Raw genomic sequence first — 14,959 nt, 5'->3', positions numbered from 1 at the left:
AACGGGACGCTCCGATCCGTGCGCTGCGTCAACCGCTCGAGTACGCGATGCCGAAACCTGCGTCAGCCACTCGACGGGTGAAGTCACGCGCCTTGATGAGGTTCTCGATGGCGTGTGGCTCGCGATCGCCGAAACGGCAATCTACATCTGCCAGCTCGCCACGGCCGACGATGTCATCGAGGTCGTCGGCGATGAGCCGTACCTCGGCGATGTCCAAGACACGTCGATGCGACTCCCGGCCCCACGACGTGTGCGTCACTGCACCTTTGACGAGCGCATACGACGGACGGGGTGGGCCTGTCTCGGTCTCACCGAGTAACCACTGCAACTCTGGGTAGCACTTGTCCAGGTCGAGCGTCGGGTCATCACCCGGTCCCCAATGCTCCCACGCATCAGCCCCGTCGAAGCATCCGCGTGGGCACTGTCGCGACTGAGCGATCTGACGTGGCGAGACTGAATGAGCGAAGTATCGGATTCCCATGCGTCCACAATGGCGCGTTGCGGATCCGATCCCAGAGGCGAAAGGCGCGATCGGTGCACAACTCGGCGATCGCCGATTATGTGGAGAGCGACTCGGAGGATGCTCTCGTTGGGTGGAGCGCGGCAACCTGCGTCAGCCCACCTACGCTGGTCCATATGCCTTCTTTGACCACAGTCGACCCGGCCGTGCGTCGAGCCCGCATCGGCGTCGCGCTGCTGTTCCTCACCAACGGCGCGCTGTTCGCGAACATTCTGCCGCGTTATCCCGACATCAAAGCGACACTCGGCCTCGACGCCGCCACCTACGGTCTCGCGATCGCGGCCTTCCCCGCCGGCGCGATCGTCGCTGGTCTCGGAGCCGCCGTGCTCATCCGCCGCTTCGGATCGGCGAAGGTCGCCGTGGTCGGCACCATCCTCACCAGCCTGGGTTTGCTCGCAGCGGGTGTCGCGCCATCGGTGCTCTTCTTCGCGCTCGGCCTCTTCATCGGTGGGGCGACGGATGCCATCACCGACGTCGCCCAGAACGCACACAGTCTGCGCGTACAGCGCGGATACGGTCGCTCGATCATCAACTCCTTCCACGCGATCTGGTCGATCGGCGCAGTGCTCGGCGGATCAATGTCGGCCGTCGCGATCGCGCTGAGGCTGCCCCTCGGCATCCATTTGACGATCTCCGCCGTCGTGTTCGGCATCCTCTCGCTCATCGCCCTTCGGATGTGCCTGCCCGGCCGCGACGACGTCACCGAAGAGGAGGCGATCGCCGGCGGATCGGAGATCGGCGGAGCGTTGCGCCGCGGCATCTCGGGACGCACCGTGTTCGTCATCATCGCGCTCGTGCTGCTCGCGATCGCCGGCGCCGTGGTTGAGGATGCTGGAATGTCATGGGCGACGCTCTACCTCGGTGCCGATCTCGGCGCTCCGGCCGCGATCGCGACAACCGGATACATCGCCCTCGTCGGAGCCCAGTTCATCGGCCGGATCATCGGCGACGGCTTGGTCGACCGGTTCGGCCAGCGTGCGGTCGCCCGCGCCGGCGGACTCCTCATCGCCGTCGGCATGGGGCTCGCGCTGACGTTTCCGACTGTGCCTGGGACGATCTTGGGATTTGCGGTGGCAGGGTTCGGCAGCGCTACCCTCATCCCTGCCGCGCTGCAGGCCGCGGACGCGCTGCCTGGTCTTAGGCACGGCGCCGGCCTCACGATCGTGTCGTGGCTGCTGCGATTCGGGTTCCTGTTGTCGCCACCGTTCGTCGGGTTCGTTGCGGAGAATGCCGGGCTACGCGCGGGACTGCTCGTCGTGCCGGTCGCAGGTGTTGTGGCGATCGTGTTCGCGGGGGTGTTGGAGCGGCGACGTACTGCCTGACCGGCCCGGTCTTCACGGAGTGCACGAGGTGGTTCCGTAGCCCGAAAAACTGCAACCCTAGGGTTGCAGTCGCGGCCGAATGATGCAACCATTGAGTTGCAGTTGGGCTGATCGGCCTACAAAAGAATCTCGAAAGGAACCATCATGGTGAACATGACCGACAATCAGGCATCCGTCGTTGACGAAGACGCATTCACCGTGCGTCGCACCATCCGAATCAACGCGCCCATCGAAAAGGTCTGGCAGGCAGTGACCCAGCCCGAATACATCACCCGCTGGTTCGGTCGCACCGTGCTCGACGGCACCGGTGTCGGCGCGACCGGCACGATGACCTTCCCCGACTACGGGTCCATCCCGCTGCGGGTGGAGGAATGGGAAGAGCCGCGCCGCGTCGCCTACCGCTGGAACAACGACGACGCGCTCGGGCAGCTCCCGGACGGCATCCAGGAGAACGGCTCGACCGTCTTCACCTTCACGCTTGATGAGGCCGAAGGTGGCACGCAGCTCACCGTCGTCGAGGTCGGATTCGAGAACACCTCCGAGCCGCTCGCGAACCTCGAGAGCCACCGCACCGGATGGGATGAGGAACTCGACAAGCTCGTCGTCCTGGTCGAGGGTGACGCGTGAGCACAGAAACTCTGGCTCCGATGTTCGCGGCGCTCGCCGACGAGACGCGGTGGAGCATCCTTGCGGCGCTCGGGGAGGGGGATGCTTCGGCATCCGCCCTCGCCGGGCGCCTCCCGGTCACTCGCCAGGCGATAGCAAAGCATCTCGCGGTGCTCGAACAGGTGGGCCTCGTCGAGCCCGTGCGGGTCGGGCGTGAACTGCGATTCCGCGTGATCGGCGCTGAGCTCAGTGCCGCCGCTCAGCGTCTTGACGCGATCGGGCGTGGCTGGGATCGCCGCCTCGCCGCGATCAAGGAGATCGCTGAAGGTCTGTGATCAGTCGTCGCTGGAGCGCAGGCCTCGTCGGGCTGACAAAAGAGTGATCTCCGGATGCTCTTCCGCCAGCATCCGGTCGGCTCGATCCAGGACGTCGCGCACGTGCGTGACGTCCGCGCCCACCACTGACAGGCCGATCGCCGTGCGGCGATGCAGGTCGTGAGCTCCGACCTCCGCAGCAGCCGATTCCGTCCGTCGTGACAGGTCAGCGATCAGAGGCTTGATCACGCTGCGCTTCTCTTTCAGAGAGTGCACATCTCCGAGCAATACGTCGAACTCGATCCAGCCAATCCACATGGCGAGAGTCTTTCATAGGCGGCGTGTGCTGCTTCTAAGAAGTGGGGCTACGGACATTGCCCGAGGATCCGCAGTGATGAGGGAATGAAAACCTGGCTGAAACCCGAGTTTGAGCCAGGTTTTCATTCCGGCGTCAGGCGCGCGGGCCGACCGGGCCGCATCGTTGATGGGTTGCCTTCGGATGAGAGTGAGTGTACAGTCACTCATATGTCATCCACGCGGAGTTCGATCCTCTCCACCGCCGATGCGCGTCGGCCCGTCGTGGCCGCGGCGGCGATGGTGGAGTTCGCGCGCGGGGGCTACTACGCCACGACCGTTGCAGACGTCGCGCGGGAGGCGAAGATCTCCCCGGCGTACGTCTTCAAGCTCTACTCCGGCAAAGAAGCGCTCTTCATCGCCGCCCTCGAGGCGTGCTTCGACGCGATTCTTGCCACACTTGAGGAGGGTGCGGACGCGGCCGCAGTCCAGGCGCCAGAGGCGATCCTCGAAGCGATGGGCGACGCCTACGCGCAGCTCATCGGTGACCGCACGCTTCTGATGCTGCAGGTGCACGCGCAGTCCGTCGCCGACATCCCTGAAGTGGGCACGGCGCTGCGTGCTGGCATAGCGCGCATCACGATGTTCGCGAAGAGTCGCTCCGGGGGCACGGACGATGATATCCAGCGCTTCATTGCTTACGGCCAACTGTGCCACCTCATCGTCACCACGCAACTCGACGGGCGGCCTGAAGAGTGGGCTGCTCTCCTTACCAAGGGCATGCGTCACCCTGAATAATGCGACCCTGCATGGGAATTTTTTCTTGTCAACAAGAGTGAGTGATGAATCACTCACAACTCATCATCGGAAGGAACCACACATGACCACTCTCACCGCCACCCGGGCGACAGCCGCCACAGCACCACGAAGTTCACGCCGTTGGCTCGCCCTTGGCATCCTTGCGCTCGCGCAGTTCCTCGTTGTGCTTGACGCCTCTATCGTCAACATCGCTCTTCCCGTACTCGGGCAGCAGCTCGGCATGGACACCGCCGCTCTCGCCTGGGTGATCACCGCATACGTGCTCGCCTTCGGCGGCCTGCTCCTCCTTGGTGGGCGCCTCGCCGATCGCTACGGTCACCGGCGAATCTTCCTCATCGGCACCGCCGGATTCGTCGCGGCATCCGCTCTCGCAGGCCTCTCCTTCTTCAGCGAGATGCTCCTCGCTGCCCGCGCCCTACAGGGTGCATCCGCCGCGCTCCTCGCTCCGGCCGCCCTCGCGCTGCTGACTCACCTCTTCCCCGACGCGAAGGAACGCACCAAGGCGCTCGGCGTCTGGGGCGCTGTCGCCGGGATCGGTTCGGCCGCCGGCGTGCTGCTCGGCGGCATCCTCACCGCGACCCTCGGCTGGCAGTCAGTGTTCTTCGTCAACGTGCCCATTGGGGCGATCGTACTGATCGCGATCCCGATGCTCATCACGCGCGACAGCGTCCGGGCGTCGGGCCAGTTGGATGCCGCGGGCGCTGTCACCATCACTGCAGCCTTCGTTGCATTGGTCGGCGCGCTCAGCGCGGTGGAGCAGCTCGGGTTCCTGCATCCGCTCCCTCTCGGGTTGTTCGCGGCAGCCCTCGTGCTCGGCCTCGCCTTCGTGCTGGTCGAGAAGCGAAGCGCCGAACCACTGGTGCCGCTGTCGGTGTTCCGCAACCGCAATCTTGCCCTCGGCAACATCGTGATGATGCTCGCTGGCGCCGCCATGGTCGCGCTGTTCTTCGCGCTGTCGGTCTACATGCAGGCCGTCCTCGGCTATGACGCGCTCACGGCCGGCATTTCTCAGCTTCCTCTCGCCGGCGCGCTCGTGCTGGTAGCCGGCACCGCGCCTGCTCTGATCGGCTGGCTCGGTACTCGACCGGTGCTCGCCGGGTCGCTGCTCGTGCTCGCGGCCGGCCTGGTGTGGCTGGCATTCGCCCCCTCGGATGCCGTCTTCCTCACGCAGCTCCTCGGACCTACGCTCCTCATCGGCGTCGGACTCGGTGGCGCCTTTGTCGCCACGACCCAACTCGCAGTCGAAGGTGTCGAAGGTGGAGAGGCAGGTCTCGCCGGGGGTCTCATCAACACGAGTCAGCAGATCGGTGGTGCTGTCGGTCTCGCCGTCCTTGGTGCGATCGCAGGCATCCGCACGGCGGCACTGGAAGCCGGTGGCGCGACGCCCGCCGATGCCCTCACCGGGGGATTCGCGTGGCTCTTTATCGGAGCGGCCGTGCTGGCGATCCTCAGTGCGGGGATCGTGGTGGCCTGGAAGCGCGACTAAGTAGAGTGCGGAGTCGTGGATTCCGCGGGCCGGACGCTTCCTACCGAGCCAGCGGCGCGAACGCGAGCAGCCTGTCGCCGCGAGTACCAACGTCAACGAAGTGGAGAGTGTCATGCTGAGCGGACTGACGGATGCCGCGCGCGATCAGCTCCGTGCGCACCTGTTGAGCTGCGTGTTGTCGCTCCGCGGCGCTGCTGGTGAAACAGCCGTCATCAAGACGGTCTGACGCATCCGCGCGCGGGTGCATGCTGAAACCTGAGGAGCACTCGATGGCAGACACATGGCGCGGACAGACAGCGCTTGTTACCGGGGCGAGCGGCGGCGTCGGTCTGGAGATCGCCCGCGCGCTCGCCGCGGGTGGCGCCCGCGTGCTCCTGCCCGTGCGTAACCGCGACCGGGGTGAACGCATGGTCGAGGGCATCAGGAAGAGCGTTCCCGGGGCGGACCTCACGCTTCTCGACCTGGATCTCGCTCGTCTCTCCACCGTATCGACGCTCGCGGCCCAGGTTGAGGAGGTCGCGGCATCCATCGAGCTGTACGTCATGAACGCCGGGGTCATCCTGCTCGGCGACAGGCGTCGCCGAGTCACCGAAGATGGCTACGAGTTGCATTTCCAGACCAACTTCCTCGGTCACTTCATGCTCACGCGTGCGCTCCTCCCGCAGCTACGTGCCGGTCACGCACGCGTCGCCGTGCAGAGCAGCATGGCGTCCGCCCGTGCCCACGTCGGCTGGGATGATCTGCAGTCCGAGCGTCGGTACAGTGCGTACCGGGCATACGGCACCTCGAAGGCCGCGCTAGGAATCTTCGGCCTGGAGCTCGCTCGACGCAGCGCCACCGAAGGATGGGGAATCTCCGTCAACCTTTGCCACCCCGGAGTCGTGCCCAGCACCGGCATCGCCACCGACCTCCGCGAGAAACTGGGCGGAGGGTTCGTGAGCGTGATCGCCCGCAACATCGGCAATCCGCCAGCGATGGCAGCACTCCCGGCGCTCATGGCGCTGACTACGGACGGTGCATCCGGACGCTTCTTCGGACCATCCGGTCTCATGGGGCTCGCCGGGGTGCCGCGCGAGCGAGCGCTCTACCGGTCGCACACCGACCCAGCCGCGGGAGAGCGGATCTGGCGAATCGCGGAGGAACTCCTCGCGACGCAGGGTCGCTGACGGGATGCCCGCGTCAGCCCTGCGCGCTCCGCGTCACTTCCAACGTTCCGAGCAGCGCCAGCGCATCCGCACTGGGGCTGCCAGGCGCGGCGGTGGCGACGGTGAGCTGCTGCCCGGGCGCATCCCTCACGTCGAGCGTCTGATAGGTGAGCGTGAGCCGGCCGACCTCTGGGTGATTGATCGTCTTCTCCGTCATGCTCAGCCCCGCGACCGTGTGGTCTTCCCAGTAGCTGGCGAACTCGGGAGAATCCGCTCGGAGCCGGGCAATGAGCGGCAGCACGGCCGGATGCGGCGAGCTGAACCCGACCGCGAGGCGAAGCGCGCTGACAGCGGCGCGGGCGACGCGATCCCAGTTCTGGAAATACGCGTGAGCGGATGCATCGAGGAAGACAAAGTCCATCGCCCCGTCGGCGAGCTGCGTCTCACCGAGGAGCGCCCGTGCCGTGGCGTTGGCCGCGATGATGCGGAATCCAGGATCGATGACATACGCGGCTGCGTGCCCGAATGCATCCATGAGCTGTGTCAGCTCGTCACTCACCGGCCCCGGATTCGGCTGCGCTCCCGGCGCGAGCCGAGCGAGGCGGAACGCGTGGATTCGAGCATCCGGACTGAGGCGCAACGCGTTGGCGAGAGACTCGACGACCGGCGCCGACGGTGTTCGCTCCCTGCCCTGCTCGAGGCGGGCGTAGTAGTCGGCGCTGACACCGGCCAACACGGCCACCTCCTCGCGACGCAACCCGCTCACGCGCCTGCCTCCGACATCGGGCAGGCCGACATCCGCTGGCTGGATGCGTGCCCGCTGCGCGCGCAGGAACTCGCCGAGGGGACCAGCGGGTGTTGCCATGGTGCCCACGCTAGTCCTGTCAGTTCGCGGTGCGGGCGATGGTGGCTTCCAGATTCGAGCGGATGCCAGACATTGTGTCGCCGTACGCCTCATCCATGTCGATGCCGAGCCTGTCGGCGAGGACGAACGTCCACCACATCGACTCTGCGAGCTTGTGCTTCAGCTCGGCCCGTGGGTCGCCGTCGATGCCCCACGTGCCCTCGTCAGCGAGCAGAAGCCGGCCGATATATCCGACGTCGTTACTGAAGCCAATCATCAGCTCGTGAAGCGACCAGGTCTTGCCGTTGAAGCGCTCCTCCAGAATCTCGTAAAGCGCGCGGACCTCCAGCGCCTGGGTGCGGGCGGTGGCCAGAGCAGATGAATCAGTAGACACGAGCAGACTCCAATGTTGTGGGGGACTGTGTAAAGCATCGCGCGGTGCCGGAACCATAGCCAGGGTGGATCGCACCCTGGCACGACGGCCGGATCAGGTTCAGTGTCGGAGAAGGCATCTACACCGCCATCCACGCCACCATCGGTGCTGGCATCCACGCCACAATCCGCGTTAGCATCCGCGCCGCCATCCGCGCCACCAGAGGAGCAGACCATGCAGACCATCGAACTTGAGGCGATCATCGCCGACTGGATCATCGCCGCGAACAGTCACGATGTGGCCCGGTTCCTGACGTTTTTCACCGACGACGCCGTGCTCGACGACCCTTCGGTCGGAGAAGTCTTCGAGGGGCAAGAAGGCGTCGGGCGTTACTACGCGTCGTACTTCGTCGGGTACAACACACAGACCAGGCTCGTTCTCACGGAGTCGAGGGAAGGGATGCTGCACGTCGAGGTCGACTTCACCGGAGACTTCCCGGGAGGACAGACGGGCGGAACCTTTGACATCACGTTCGCCGGCGACAAGATCAGCCATGTGCGGGCTGACCTGATCTAGCGGGCAGCCTACGACGCGATTCGCTCGCGAGTCCTGCGGTTGAATGCGCCCGGGCCGGCACCCTGGTCGGCGCCGCCGATCTCGGTCCAGACGGCGTCGAGTGAGAGACCAAGGACGTCGGCGATCGACGCGATTGTCGGGAAGGCCGGGGTTGCCACACGGCCGGACTCGATCTTGCGCAGCGTCTCGGGTGAGATGCCAGCGTCGAGCGCGACTTCAAGCATCGAGCGCGTGCCTCTGGCGCGGCGCAGCAGAGCGCCGAGGCGTTCTCCGCGCTCGACCTCTGCGGCGGTGAGTGGCATCCTGACCATCATGGTTCGTATTCTAATACCGGGATAACAAGACCGGTATAGTTATTGGATGATTGAGATCCTGAACACTGCTGAACTCGCGCGCGCGAAGGACGCCGGCGCACTGGTCGCCGACATTCTGCAGGCGATGAAGCGCCGCAGCGCGGTCGGCGTGAACCTGATGGACATCGATCGGTGGGCCAAGGAGATGATCCTCGCTGCCGGTGCGGAGTCCTGTTACGTCGACTACGCGCCATCCTTCGGGCGCGGACCCTTCGGCCATTACATCTGTGTGGCCGTCAACGACGCAGTGCTTCACGGGATGCCGCACGACTACGCGCTCGCCGATGGCGACCTGCTGACGCTCGACCTCGCCGTCTCCCTTCGAGGGATCGCCGCAGACGCCGCCATCAGCTTCATTGTCGGCTCCTCGTCACGGCCGGAAGATGTTTCCCTGATCGACGCGACCGAGCGTGCGCTGACTGCGGGGATCGCCGCGGCCAGGCCTGGAGCGCGGGTCGGCGACATCTCTCGTGCGATCGGCACCGTCCTCAAGGCGGCGGGGTACCCGATCAACATGGAGTTCGGTGGGCACGGCATCGGATCGACGATGCATCAGGATCCGCACGTCGCCAACGCAGGGCGGCCGGGCCGCGGATACCAGTTGCGCCCCGGACTTCTGCTCGCGCTGGAGCCGTGGGTGATGGCCGACACTGATGAGCTCGTCACGGATGCCGACGGCTGGACGCTCCGGAGCGCTACTGGATGCCGCACGGCGCACAGTGAACACACGATCGCCATCACTGAGGATGGCGCCGAGATCCTTACGCTGCCGAGTTTGTAGCTACCACTCTGCAGGTTGTTGGCTGATGCACTTATTCGAATATATGTTCGACAAAAGATTGACCATGCGATAAGCTGAAGTCATGTCAAAGCTGACCGCGCTACACGAGGCCATGTCTGGTCTGGATGCAGCGTGGGCAGATGTCGAAGATTCGAACACTTTTTCTAGAGAACAGCTCCTAGCGGTCAACGATGCCGTTGGCATGCTGCAGCGTCGATTGGATGCTGTGCACGTTGATGTGGCAGCGGGAATCTCCCACGAGTCGCGTCCGGAGCTCGGCGCCGACAGCCTCGCGAAGCAGCAGGGATTCCGCACCGCGGCGAAGTTCATCGCCGCCACTACGGGAGCATCGACCGGTGATGCGTTGCGCCTCATCAAAGTAGGCGAGGCGACGGCCCTGCGCACTGATCTGCTCGGTGCGCGGCTGCCGGCCAAGTACCCGCTCGTGCGCGAAGCGCTGACGTCAGGTGCGCTCAGCTCCCACGCCGCTGCGCTGATCATCACTCTGCTTGATCGCTGTCGTGTGGCTGTCGGCGCCGAACGGGTCGCCGTAGGTGAGCGTGTGTTGACTGACGCTGCTGTCGGGCTCGCGCTCGACGAGATCCGCAGGCTCGTTGCGCGTGCCGAGGCGTGGCTCGATCCCGATGGTGTCGAGCCGCGCGACGACGCGCGGCGCGCTCGGAGATCGTTGACGATATTCGAGCGGGACGGCAGGCTGCACCTCAACGCGCAGTTCGACGCCGAGGCCGGCGCACCGATCGTCGCCGCGATCCGCGGATATGTGTCGGCTGCGTTCGCCGCCCGCAAGACGGCCATCGATCCGGATGCCCCGGATGCTGATCGTCGAAGCGTGTCCACGCTCCAAGCCGATGCGCTCAGCCTGTTCTGCGCTCACGTGCTCGGATGCAAGGGGGAGAAGCTTCCCCTCGCGGGTGCGACCGTCATCGTCCGGATGGGCCTCAAAGATCTGCAGTCAGGTATGGGTTCGGCAACGATCGACGGTATCGATCAGCCGATCAGCGTCGGTGCGGCTCGTCGGATGGCTGCCAGTGGCGGTGCCATTCCGTGGGTGCTCGGTGGTGACAGCGAGATTCTCGACTGGGGTCGAGAGAAACGCCTATTCACTCGAGCTCAGCGCCTTGCGCTCGTCGAACGTGACGGTGGGTGCGCCATGTGTGCGCTCCCGCCCGAAATGGTCAGAGTGCATCACATTCGCTGGTGGAAACGGCACCACGGACCAACAGACCTTTCGAACGGCGTTCTGCTGTGCGAGACCTGCCATCATCGCGTCCATGACAACGGCTGGGAGATACGCGTAGAAGGCGCGGGTGTCTCAGCTCAGGTCTGGTTCATGCCTCCGTCGTACGTCGACCCTGCAGGTACGCCACGGCTCGGTGGTCGAGCGCGATTCGACATCGCGGCATGAGTGACAGGGGCGGGGAGGCGGACAGTGGGGCTTCCCCAACGACACTGAACGATATATCGTTAACGTCCATCGTCCCTACGACCGAGGAGGTCAACATGAACGGTTCGTTCCCGACAAGCGGTTTCGGCGGCACAGCAGGTTTCGGCGGTTCGAGTGGCTCGGGGGGTCCGGCATCCGCGATCTTCGAAGCCATGGATCAGCTCCGCAAATCTTTTGAACAGCGCCCCGGCGGACCCTCGCGCATGGCGCGCGGCGACGTTCGAGCGGCGGTCATCACGCTCCTGACTGAAGAGCCCATGCACGGCTACCAGATCATCAACGAGATCGCAGAGCGCTCGGGCGGTGCGTGGAAGCCGAGTGCCGGCTCCGTCTACCCCACGCTGCAACTGCTCGCCGACGAGGGCCTCATCACTGCCGAAGAGCAGAACGGTCGTAAGACCTACTCGCTCACCGGCGCAGGACGCGAAGAAGCCGAGATCGCGGCAGAGAAGCCGGCCCCGTGGGAGGCATTCTCCTCACGTGATGGCGGGCACATCACCGCGCTGCCGAAGGCAGGGATGGACCTCGCCGGCGCGGCCGCTCAGGTCGCTCGAACGGGCACACCCGAACAGGTGCAAGAAGCCGTGACTGTGCTCGAAGAGGCCCGACGTAGGCTGTACGCGATCCTCGCCCAGGACTGACACCAGGACTAACGCGAGGGCTAAAATCAGGAGCCGCGAAAGGATGACTCTATGACGGATGCCGCGGGTCAGGGTGCCCATCGCGCCCGCTATCGCCGCATCGTTACGTTCGCCGCCCGGCAGCTCGTGCAGCTGTGGTGGTTCGAGCTCTTCCTCCCGCGGCTCGGTCTCTCGCGGATCGCCGAGCGCAGCCGCGCTGATCGGATGCGACGCCTCGCGCAGCGCTTCCACACGCTCGCCGTCGACCTCGGCGGGCTGATGATCAAGGTCGGTCAGTTTCTTTCCTCGCGGATGGATGTGCTGCCGCCCGAGATCACCGAGGAGCTCGCCGGCCTGCAGGATGAAGTCCCTGCGGTGCCCTTCGCCGAGATCAGAGCACTCGCCGAGGCCGAACTGGGTGTGCCGCTGGAACGCGCATTCGCGTGGGTCGACGAGCAGCCGCTGGCCGCAGCATCGCTCGGCCAGGTGCATCGCGCGCACCTCTCCGAACTTGACGCCGCCGACACCGGGCTCAAGAACGTCGTCGTGAAGGTGCAGCGCCCCGGCATTGACGAGATCGTCGCCACGGATCTCGCCGCTCTCCGCCGCGTCGGCGGTTGGCTGCGTCGCATCCGCATCGTCTCTGACCGCGTCGATGCACCCGGCCTCGTCGAAGAGTTTGCGCTGACCAGCCTCGAGGAGATCGACTATCTGCACGAGGCTGCTAGCGCCGAACGGTTCGCCGAGAACTTCGCCGACGACCCGCGCGTCGACACTCCGGAAATCATCTGGGAGCGAGTGACCCGCCGAGTGCTCACGCTCTCTGACGTCACTGCGATCAAGATCAACGACACCGCATCTCTCCGCGCGGCCGGCATCGACCCGAGCGAGGTCGCGAAGGTCTTCGCCGAGGTCATGTTCGACCAGGTCTTCACGCATAGCTTCGTGCACGCTGACCCGCACCCCGGCAACATCTTCGTCACCCCGATGCCGAAACGAGCGGATGCCGCGGCCCCCGCCTGGCGGCTCACCTTCATTGACTTCGGGATGATGGCGGAGGTGCCAGATAGCCTGCGCGACGGGCTACGCACGTTGCTCATCGCCGTCGCCGGCCGCGACAGTAGGGGGCTGGTGGCTGCCGCTCAGGAGATCGGCGTGCTGCTTCCGTCTGCCGATACTGTCGAGCTCGAACGCGCGCTGACCGCGCTGTTCGCCCGCTTCGGAGGGATGGGATTCGCCGAGCTGAGCAAGGTCGATCCGCGCGAGTTCCGCGACTTCGCGAACGAGTTCGGCGACATGGTGCGCTCGCTCCCCGTGCAACTGCCGGAGAACATGCTGCTGCTCTTCCGTTCGGTCGCGCTGACCTCTGGAATGTGCAGCGGGCTGGACCCCGCTTTCAACGTCTGGGATGCTGCGGAACCCTACGCCGCCCGCCTGCTCCGCGACGAGGCTGGCAACGTCGTGCAGGCGCTCGCTCGCCGCGCGCTTTCGACCGCCGATGTGACGTGGCGGCTGCCGCAGCGCATCGACGACGTTATTACCCGCATCGACGACGGAACAGTGTCGTTCGACACATCGCGGCTCGAACGACGCCTCGACGCGCTCATGCGCATCGGCCGGCGTGCGGTCGCTGCCGTAGTGTTCGCGGGACTGCTCGTCGGCGGAGCGCTGCTGCTCGCGCCGCTGCCAGCGCTCGGAACGACGCTCATGATCGTCTCGCCGTTGCCACTGGCGTACGCGGCGTTCGCCGGGCGGCGCTGAGGGCGGTCTCGCCCCCGGGCGGGTTCAGGCGAGTCGCCTCAGAACGGCGTGTCGTCCGACACCGACCATTCCGCATTCGGGGTCGACCATGAGTCAGTCGCGCCCGATGGTGATGCGGGTGCCGCTGGTGCCGCCGACACCGATGCGCCAGACACCGGAGCACCTCCGCCACCGGACCGATCTCCGCGGGTGACCTGCGCGGTCGCGTACTTGAGCGAAGGACCGACCTCGTCGATCTGCAACTCCATGCTCACTCGGCTGTTGCCCTCGCGGTCCTGATAGGTGCGCTGCTGCAGTCGTCCAGATGCGATCACTCGGCTGCCCTTGGTCAGCGACGCGGTGATGTTCGTCGCCATGTCGCGCCAGGCCGAGCAGCGCATGAACAGCGCCTCACCGTCTTTCCACTCGTTCGCCTGACGGTCGAATGAGCGTGGCGTGCTGGCGATGGTGAAGCTTGCGACCGCAACGCCGGATTGCGTCTGGCGCAGCTCGGGGTCGGCGGTGAGGTTTCCCACGATGGTGAGGGTTGTCTCGTTCATGTTGTTCACTCCGGTTTCGTATGTTCTTCATCTCGTGTCGAGACCGTCTCATCGGTGAGACGTGCTCACTGTATGGCGGGCATCCGACATTGGTCTTTCCGGACACACGCCTTTCACGTCATCGCGGCGAAGCGGCGTCGGTAGGCGAGCGGCGGGAGTCCGACGGTGGCGTGCAGGTGTTTGCGCAGCAGCGTTGTGCTTCCGAAGCCGGCTGCACTGGCGATTTGGTCCACGGTCAGATCGGTTGTCTCGAGCATGCGCCGGGCCGACTCGGTCCGTCGCTGGATCAGCCATCGGGCAGGAGTTTCTCCGACCTCGGCCTGAAAACGGCGAGAGAAGGTCCGCAGGCTCATGCGGGCGTGATCGGCGAGGTCGGCAACCGAGAGTGGATCGTGCAGGTTGTCGATCGCCCAGGCCTGAGTCGGCGTCGTCGAGGCTTGGGTGTCTTCGGGCAGTGGGCGCTCGATGAACTGAGCTTGGCCGCCATCGCGCCACGGCGCCACGACGCAGTGACGTGCGGCAGAGTTGGCGACTTCCGCACCGTAGTCCCGTCGCACAAGGTGCAGGCACAGGTCGATCGCCGCGGCTCCGCCCGCTGAGGTCAGCACGCGTCCGTTATCGACGAAGAGTACGTCGGGGTCGACTGTGACACGGGGGAAGAGCGCGGCGAACGCCTCGCTCAAGGCCCAATGCGTGGTGGCGGTGAGACCGTCGAGCAACCCCGTGGCAGCGAGCACGAACGCGGACGTGCAGAGACTGACGACGCGTGTGTGCTGTGGTATCGCATCGAGAGCTGCGGCAAGTTCAGGGGGTAGTGGTTGGCCGGCACGTAGTTCCGTACTGGGCTCCTGGGTGGCGATCACGACCGTGTCGGCTGACTGGAGCAGTCGGTGATCGTGGTCAACCTGGATCGTGAAGTCCTCGCTGGTGCGCACGGGGCCGCCGTCGAGTGAGCAGGTCGCCACGTCGTAGAGGCGCCGACCGGAGGTATCGAGAGCTTCATTGAAGACCCTTGCCGGGATTCCGAGGTCGAACGGCATCACGCCGTCCAGGGCGAGTACGGCCACGAGATGTGTCATGGCCGTAAGTTTACGCATAGTGACATTTCTGCCACTGGTTTGCGTGCTTCCGGCTCTGCAGA

18 protein-coding genes are annotated in these 14,959 nt (G+C 65.5%); 11 read left to right on the top strand and 7 right to left on the bottom strand.

Translation table 11 applies throughout. The features are described from left to right. Positions 1-28: 28 nt before the first annotated feature. On the bottom strand, positions 29-481 hold the full coding sequence (locus AC1C2O_RS12040; protein WP_495430674.1) for a hypothetical protein: 453 nt from the start codon (positions 479-481) through the stop codon (positions 29-31). 155 nt (positions 482-636) lie between these two features. Between AC1C2O_RS12040 and AC1C2O_RS12035 the strand changes: the two genes are divergently transcribed. The 3 genes from AC1C2O_RS12035 to AC1C2O_RS12025 all read left to right on the top strand — a co-directional run bounded on the left by AC1C2O_RS12035 (position 637) and on the right by AC1C2O_RS12025 (position 2,783). Further along, positions 637-1,842 carry an MFS transporter gene (locus tag AC1C2O_RS12035; RefSeq protein WP_495430673.1) on the top strand — a complete coding sequence of 402 codons (1,206 nt, stop codon included), beginning with the start codon at positions 637-639 and terminating at the stop codon, positions 1,840-1,842. A 144-nt stretch (positions 1,843-1,986) separates the two neighbouring features. Then, positions 1,987-2,469 carry an SRPBCC domain-containing protein gene (locus tag AC1C2O_RS12030; protein WP_495430672.1) on the top strand — a complete coding sequence of 161 codons (483 nt, stop codon included), beginning with the start codon at positions 1,987-1,989 and terminating at the stop codon, positions 2,467-2,469. Further along, entirely contained in the window at positions 2,466-2,783 is a 318-nt protein-coding gene (locus AC1C2O_RS12025; protein ID WP_495430671.1) for an ArsR/SmtB family transcription factor, read from the top strand. The genes AC1C2O_RS12030 and AC1C2O_RS12025 overlap by 4 nt, the downstream gene beginning before the upstream one ends. Here the strand turns inward: AC1C2O_RS12025 and AC1C2O_RS12020 are convergent, their stop codons facing one another. Beyond that, positions 2,784-3,080, bottom strand: a complete 297-nt coding sequence (locus AC1C2O_RS12020) for a DUF503 domain-containing protein (protein ID WP_495430670.1) — start codon at positions 3,078-3,080, stop codon at positions 2,784-2,786. 207 nt (positions 3,081-3,287) lie between these two features. Here AC1C2O_RS12020 and AC1C2O_RS12015 point away from each other — a divergent pair, with 207 nt between their 5' ends. The 3 genes from AC1C2O_RS12015 to AC1C2O_RS12005 all read left to right on the top strand — a co-directional run bounded on the left by AC1C2O_RS12015 (position 3,288) and on the right by AC1C2O_RS12005 (position 6,527). Continuing rightward, positions 3,288-3,854 carry a TetR/AcrR family transcriptional regulator gene (locus AC1C2O_RS12015; RefSeq protein WP_495430669.1) on the top strand — a complete coding sequence of 189 codons (567 nt, stop codon included), beginning with the start codon at positions 3,288-3,290 and terminating at the stop codon, positions 3,852-3,854. 82 nt (positions 3,855-3,936) lie between these two features. Beyond that, positions 3,937-5,361, top strand: coding sequence for an MFS transporter (locus AC1C2O_RS12010; RefSeq protein WP_495430668.1), 1,425 nt, complete (start codon positions 3,937-3,939; stop codon positions 5,359-5,361). A gap of 269 nt (positions 5,362-5,630) precedes the next feature. Then, entirely contained in the window at positions 5,631-6,527 is an 897-nt protein-coding gene (locus tag AC1C2O_RS12005; RefSeq protein ID WP_495430667.1) for an SDR family NAD(P)-dependent oxidoreductase, read from the top strand. Between the two features lie 13 nt (positions 6,528-6,540). Here the strand turns inward: AC1C2O_RS12005 and AC1C2O_RS12000 are convergent, their stop codons facing one another. Beyond that, on the bottom strand, positions 6,541-7,371 hold the full coding sequence (locus AC1C2O_RS12000; RefSeq protein WP_495430666.1) for a helix-turn-helix domain-containing protein: 831 nt from the start codon (positions 7,369-7,371) through the stop codon (positions 6,541-6,543). Positions 7,372-7,390: 19 nt separating this feature from the next. Beyond that, positions 7,391-7,744 (bottom strand): nucleoside triphosphate pyrophosphohydrolase family protein, encoded by a 354-nt coding sequence (locus tag AC1C2O_RS11995; protein ID WP_495430665.1) that lies wholly within the window; start codon positions 7,742-7,744, stop codon positions 7,391-7,393. Between the two features lie 213 nt (positions 7,745-7,957). Here AC1C2O_RS11995 and AC1C2O_RS11990 point away from each other — a divergent pair, with 213 nt between their 5' ends. Then, a complete protein-coding gene (locus tag AC1C2O_RS11990; RefSeq protein ID WP_495430664.1) occupies positions 7,958-8,299 on the top strand; it encodes a nuclear transport factor 2 family protein in 342 nt (113 codons plus the stop codon). Between the two features lie 8 nt (positions 8,300-8,307). Here AC1C2O_RS11990 and AC1C2O_RS11985 read toward each other — a convergent pair whose 3' ends face one another. After that, on the bottom strand, positions 8,308-8,610 hold the full coding sequence (locus AC1C2O_RS11985) for a helix-turn-helix domain-containing protein (protein WP_495431731.1): 303 nt from the start codon (positions 8,608-8,610) through the stop codon (positions 8,308-8,310). A gap of 49 nt (positions 8,611-8,659) precedes the next feature. Between AC1C2O_RS11985 and map the strand changes: the two genes are divergently transcribed. The 4 genes from map to AC1C2O_RS11965 all read left to right on the top strand — a co-directional run bounded on the left by map (position 8,660) and on the right by AC1C2O_RS11965 (position 13,279). Beyond that, positions 8,660-9,433 carry a type I methionyl aminopeptidase gene (map, locus tag AC1C2O_RS11980; protein ID WP_495430663.1) on the top strand — a complete coding sequence of 258 codons (774 nt, stop codon included), beginning with the start codon at positions 8,660-8,662 and terminating at the stop codon, positions 9,431-9,433. An 82-nt stretch (positions 9,434-9,515) separates the two neighbouring features. Further along, entirely contained in the window at positions 9,516-10,859 is a 1,344-nt protein-coding gene (locus AC1C2O_RS11975; RefSeq protein ID WP_495430662.1) for a DUF222 domain-containing protein, read from the top strand. 95 nt (positions 10,860-10,954) lie between these two features. Further along, positions 10,955-11,539 carry a PadR family transcriptional regulator gene (locus tag AC1C2O_RS11970; RefSeq protein WP_495430661.1) on the top strand — a complete coding sequence of 195 codons (585 nt, stop codon included), beginning with the start codon at positions 10,955-10,957 and terminating at the stop codon, positions 11,537-11,539. Positions 11,540-11,590: 51 nt separating this feature from the next. Next, entirely contained in the window at positions 11,591-13,279 is a 1,689-nt protein-coding gene (locus AC1C2O_RS11965; RefSeq protein ID WP_495430660.1) for an ABC1 kinase family protein, read from the top strand. Between the two features lie 38 nt (positions 13,280-13,317). Here the strand turns inward: AC1C2O_RS11965 and AC1C2O_RS11960 are convergent, their stop codons facing one another. Both AC1C2O_RS11960 and AC1C2O_RS11955 read right to left on the bottom strand, forming a co-directional pair. Continuing rightward, complete coding sequence (locus AC1C2O_RS11960; RefSeq protein ID WP_495430659.1) at positions 13,318-13,818, bottom strand: single-stranded DNA-binding protein; 501 nt, start codon at positions 13,816-13,818, stop codon at positions 13,318-13,320. Positions 13,819-13,931: 113 nt separating this feature from the next. After that, positions 13,932-14,897, bottom strand: coding sequence for a GlxA family transcriptional regulator (locus AC1C2O_RS11955; RefSeq protein WP_495430658.1), 966 nt, complete (start codon positions 14,895-14,897; stop codon positions 13,932-13,934). Positions 14,898-14,959: the final 62 nt, after the last annotated feature.

The sequence above is a fragment of the Microbacterium sp. Y355 genome, from assembly GCF_059445345.1.
This window is presented reverse-complemented; position numbering and strand designations above follow the sequence as displayed.

Bases quoted from the DNA above. Each gene is read 5' to 3' on its own strand.
- AC1C2O_RS12040 (WP_495430674.1), bottom strand. From the start codon at position 481: ATGGGAATCCGATACTTCGCTCATTCAGTCTCGCCACGTCAGATCGCT.
- AC1C2O_RS12035 (WP_495430673.1), top strand. From the start codon at position 637: ATGCCTTCTTTGACCACAGTCGACCCGGCCGTGCGTCGAGCCCGCATC.
- AC1C2O_RS12030 (WP_495430672.1), top strand. From the start codon at position 1,987: ATGGTGAACATGACCGACAATCAGGCATCCGTCGTTGACGAAGACGCA.
- AC1C2O_RS12020 (WP_495430670.1), bottom strand. From the start codon at position 3,080: ATGTGGATTGGCTGGATCGAGTTCGACGTATTGCTCGGAGATGTGCAC.
- AC1C2O_RS12015 (WP_495430669.1), top strand. From the start codon at position 3,288: ATGTCATCCACGCGGAGTTCGATCCTCTCCACCGCCGATGCGCGTCGG.
- AC1C2O_RS12010 (WP_495430668.1), top strand. From the start codon at position 3,937: ATGACCACTCTCACCGCCACCCGGGCGACAGCCGCCACAGCACCACGA.
- AC1C2O_RS12005 (WP_495430667.1), top strand. From the start codon at position 5,631: ATGGCAGACACATGGCGCGGACAGACAGCGCTTGTTACCGGGGCGAGC.
- AC1C2O_RS12000 (WP_495430666.1), bottom strand. From the start codon at position 7,371: ATGGCAACACCCGCTGGTCCCCTCGGCGAGTTCCTGCGCGCGCAGCGG.
- AC1C2O_RS11990 (WP_495430664.1), top strand. From the start codon at position 7,958: ATGCAGACCATCGAACTTGAGGCGATCATCGCCGACTGGATCATCGCC.
- AC1C2O_RS11985 (WP_495431731.1), bottom strand. From the start codon at position 8,610: ATGGTCAGGATGCCACTCACCGCCGCAGAGGTCGAGCGCGGAGAACGC.
- map (WP_495430663.1), top strand. From the start codon at position 8,660: ATGATTGAGATCCTGAACACTGCTGAACTCGCGCGCGCGAAGGACGCC.
- AC1C2O_RS11975 (WP_495430662.1), top strand. From the start codon at position 9,516: ATGTCAAAGCTGACCGCGCTACACGAGGCCATGTCTGGTCTGGATGCA.
- AC1C2O_RS11970 (WP_495430661.1), top strand. From the start codon at position 10,955: ATGAACGGTTCGTTCCCGACAAGCGGTTTCGGCGGCACAGCAGGTTTC.
- AC1C2O_RS11965 (WP_495430660.1), top strand. From the start codon at position 11,591: ATGACGGATGCCGCGGGTCAGGGTGCCCATCGCGCCCGCTATCGCCGC.
- AC1C2O_RS11960 (WP_495430659.1), bottom strand. From the start codon at position 13,818: ATGAACGAGACAACCCTCACCATCGTGGGAAACCTCACCGCCGACCCC.
- AC1C2O_RS11955 (WP_495430658.1), bottom strand. From the start codon at position 14,897: ATGACACATCTCGTGGCCGTACTCGCCCTGGACGGCGTGATGCCGTTC.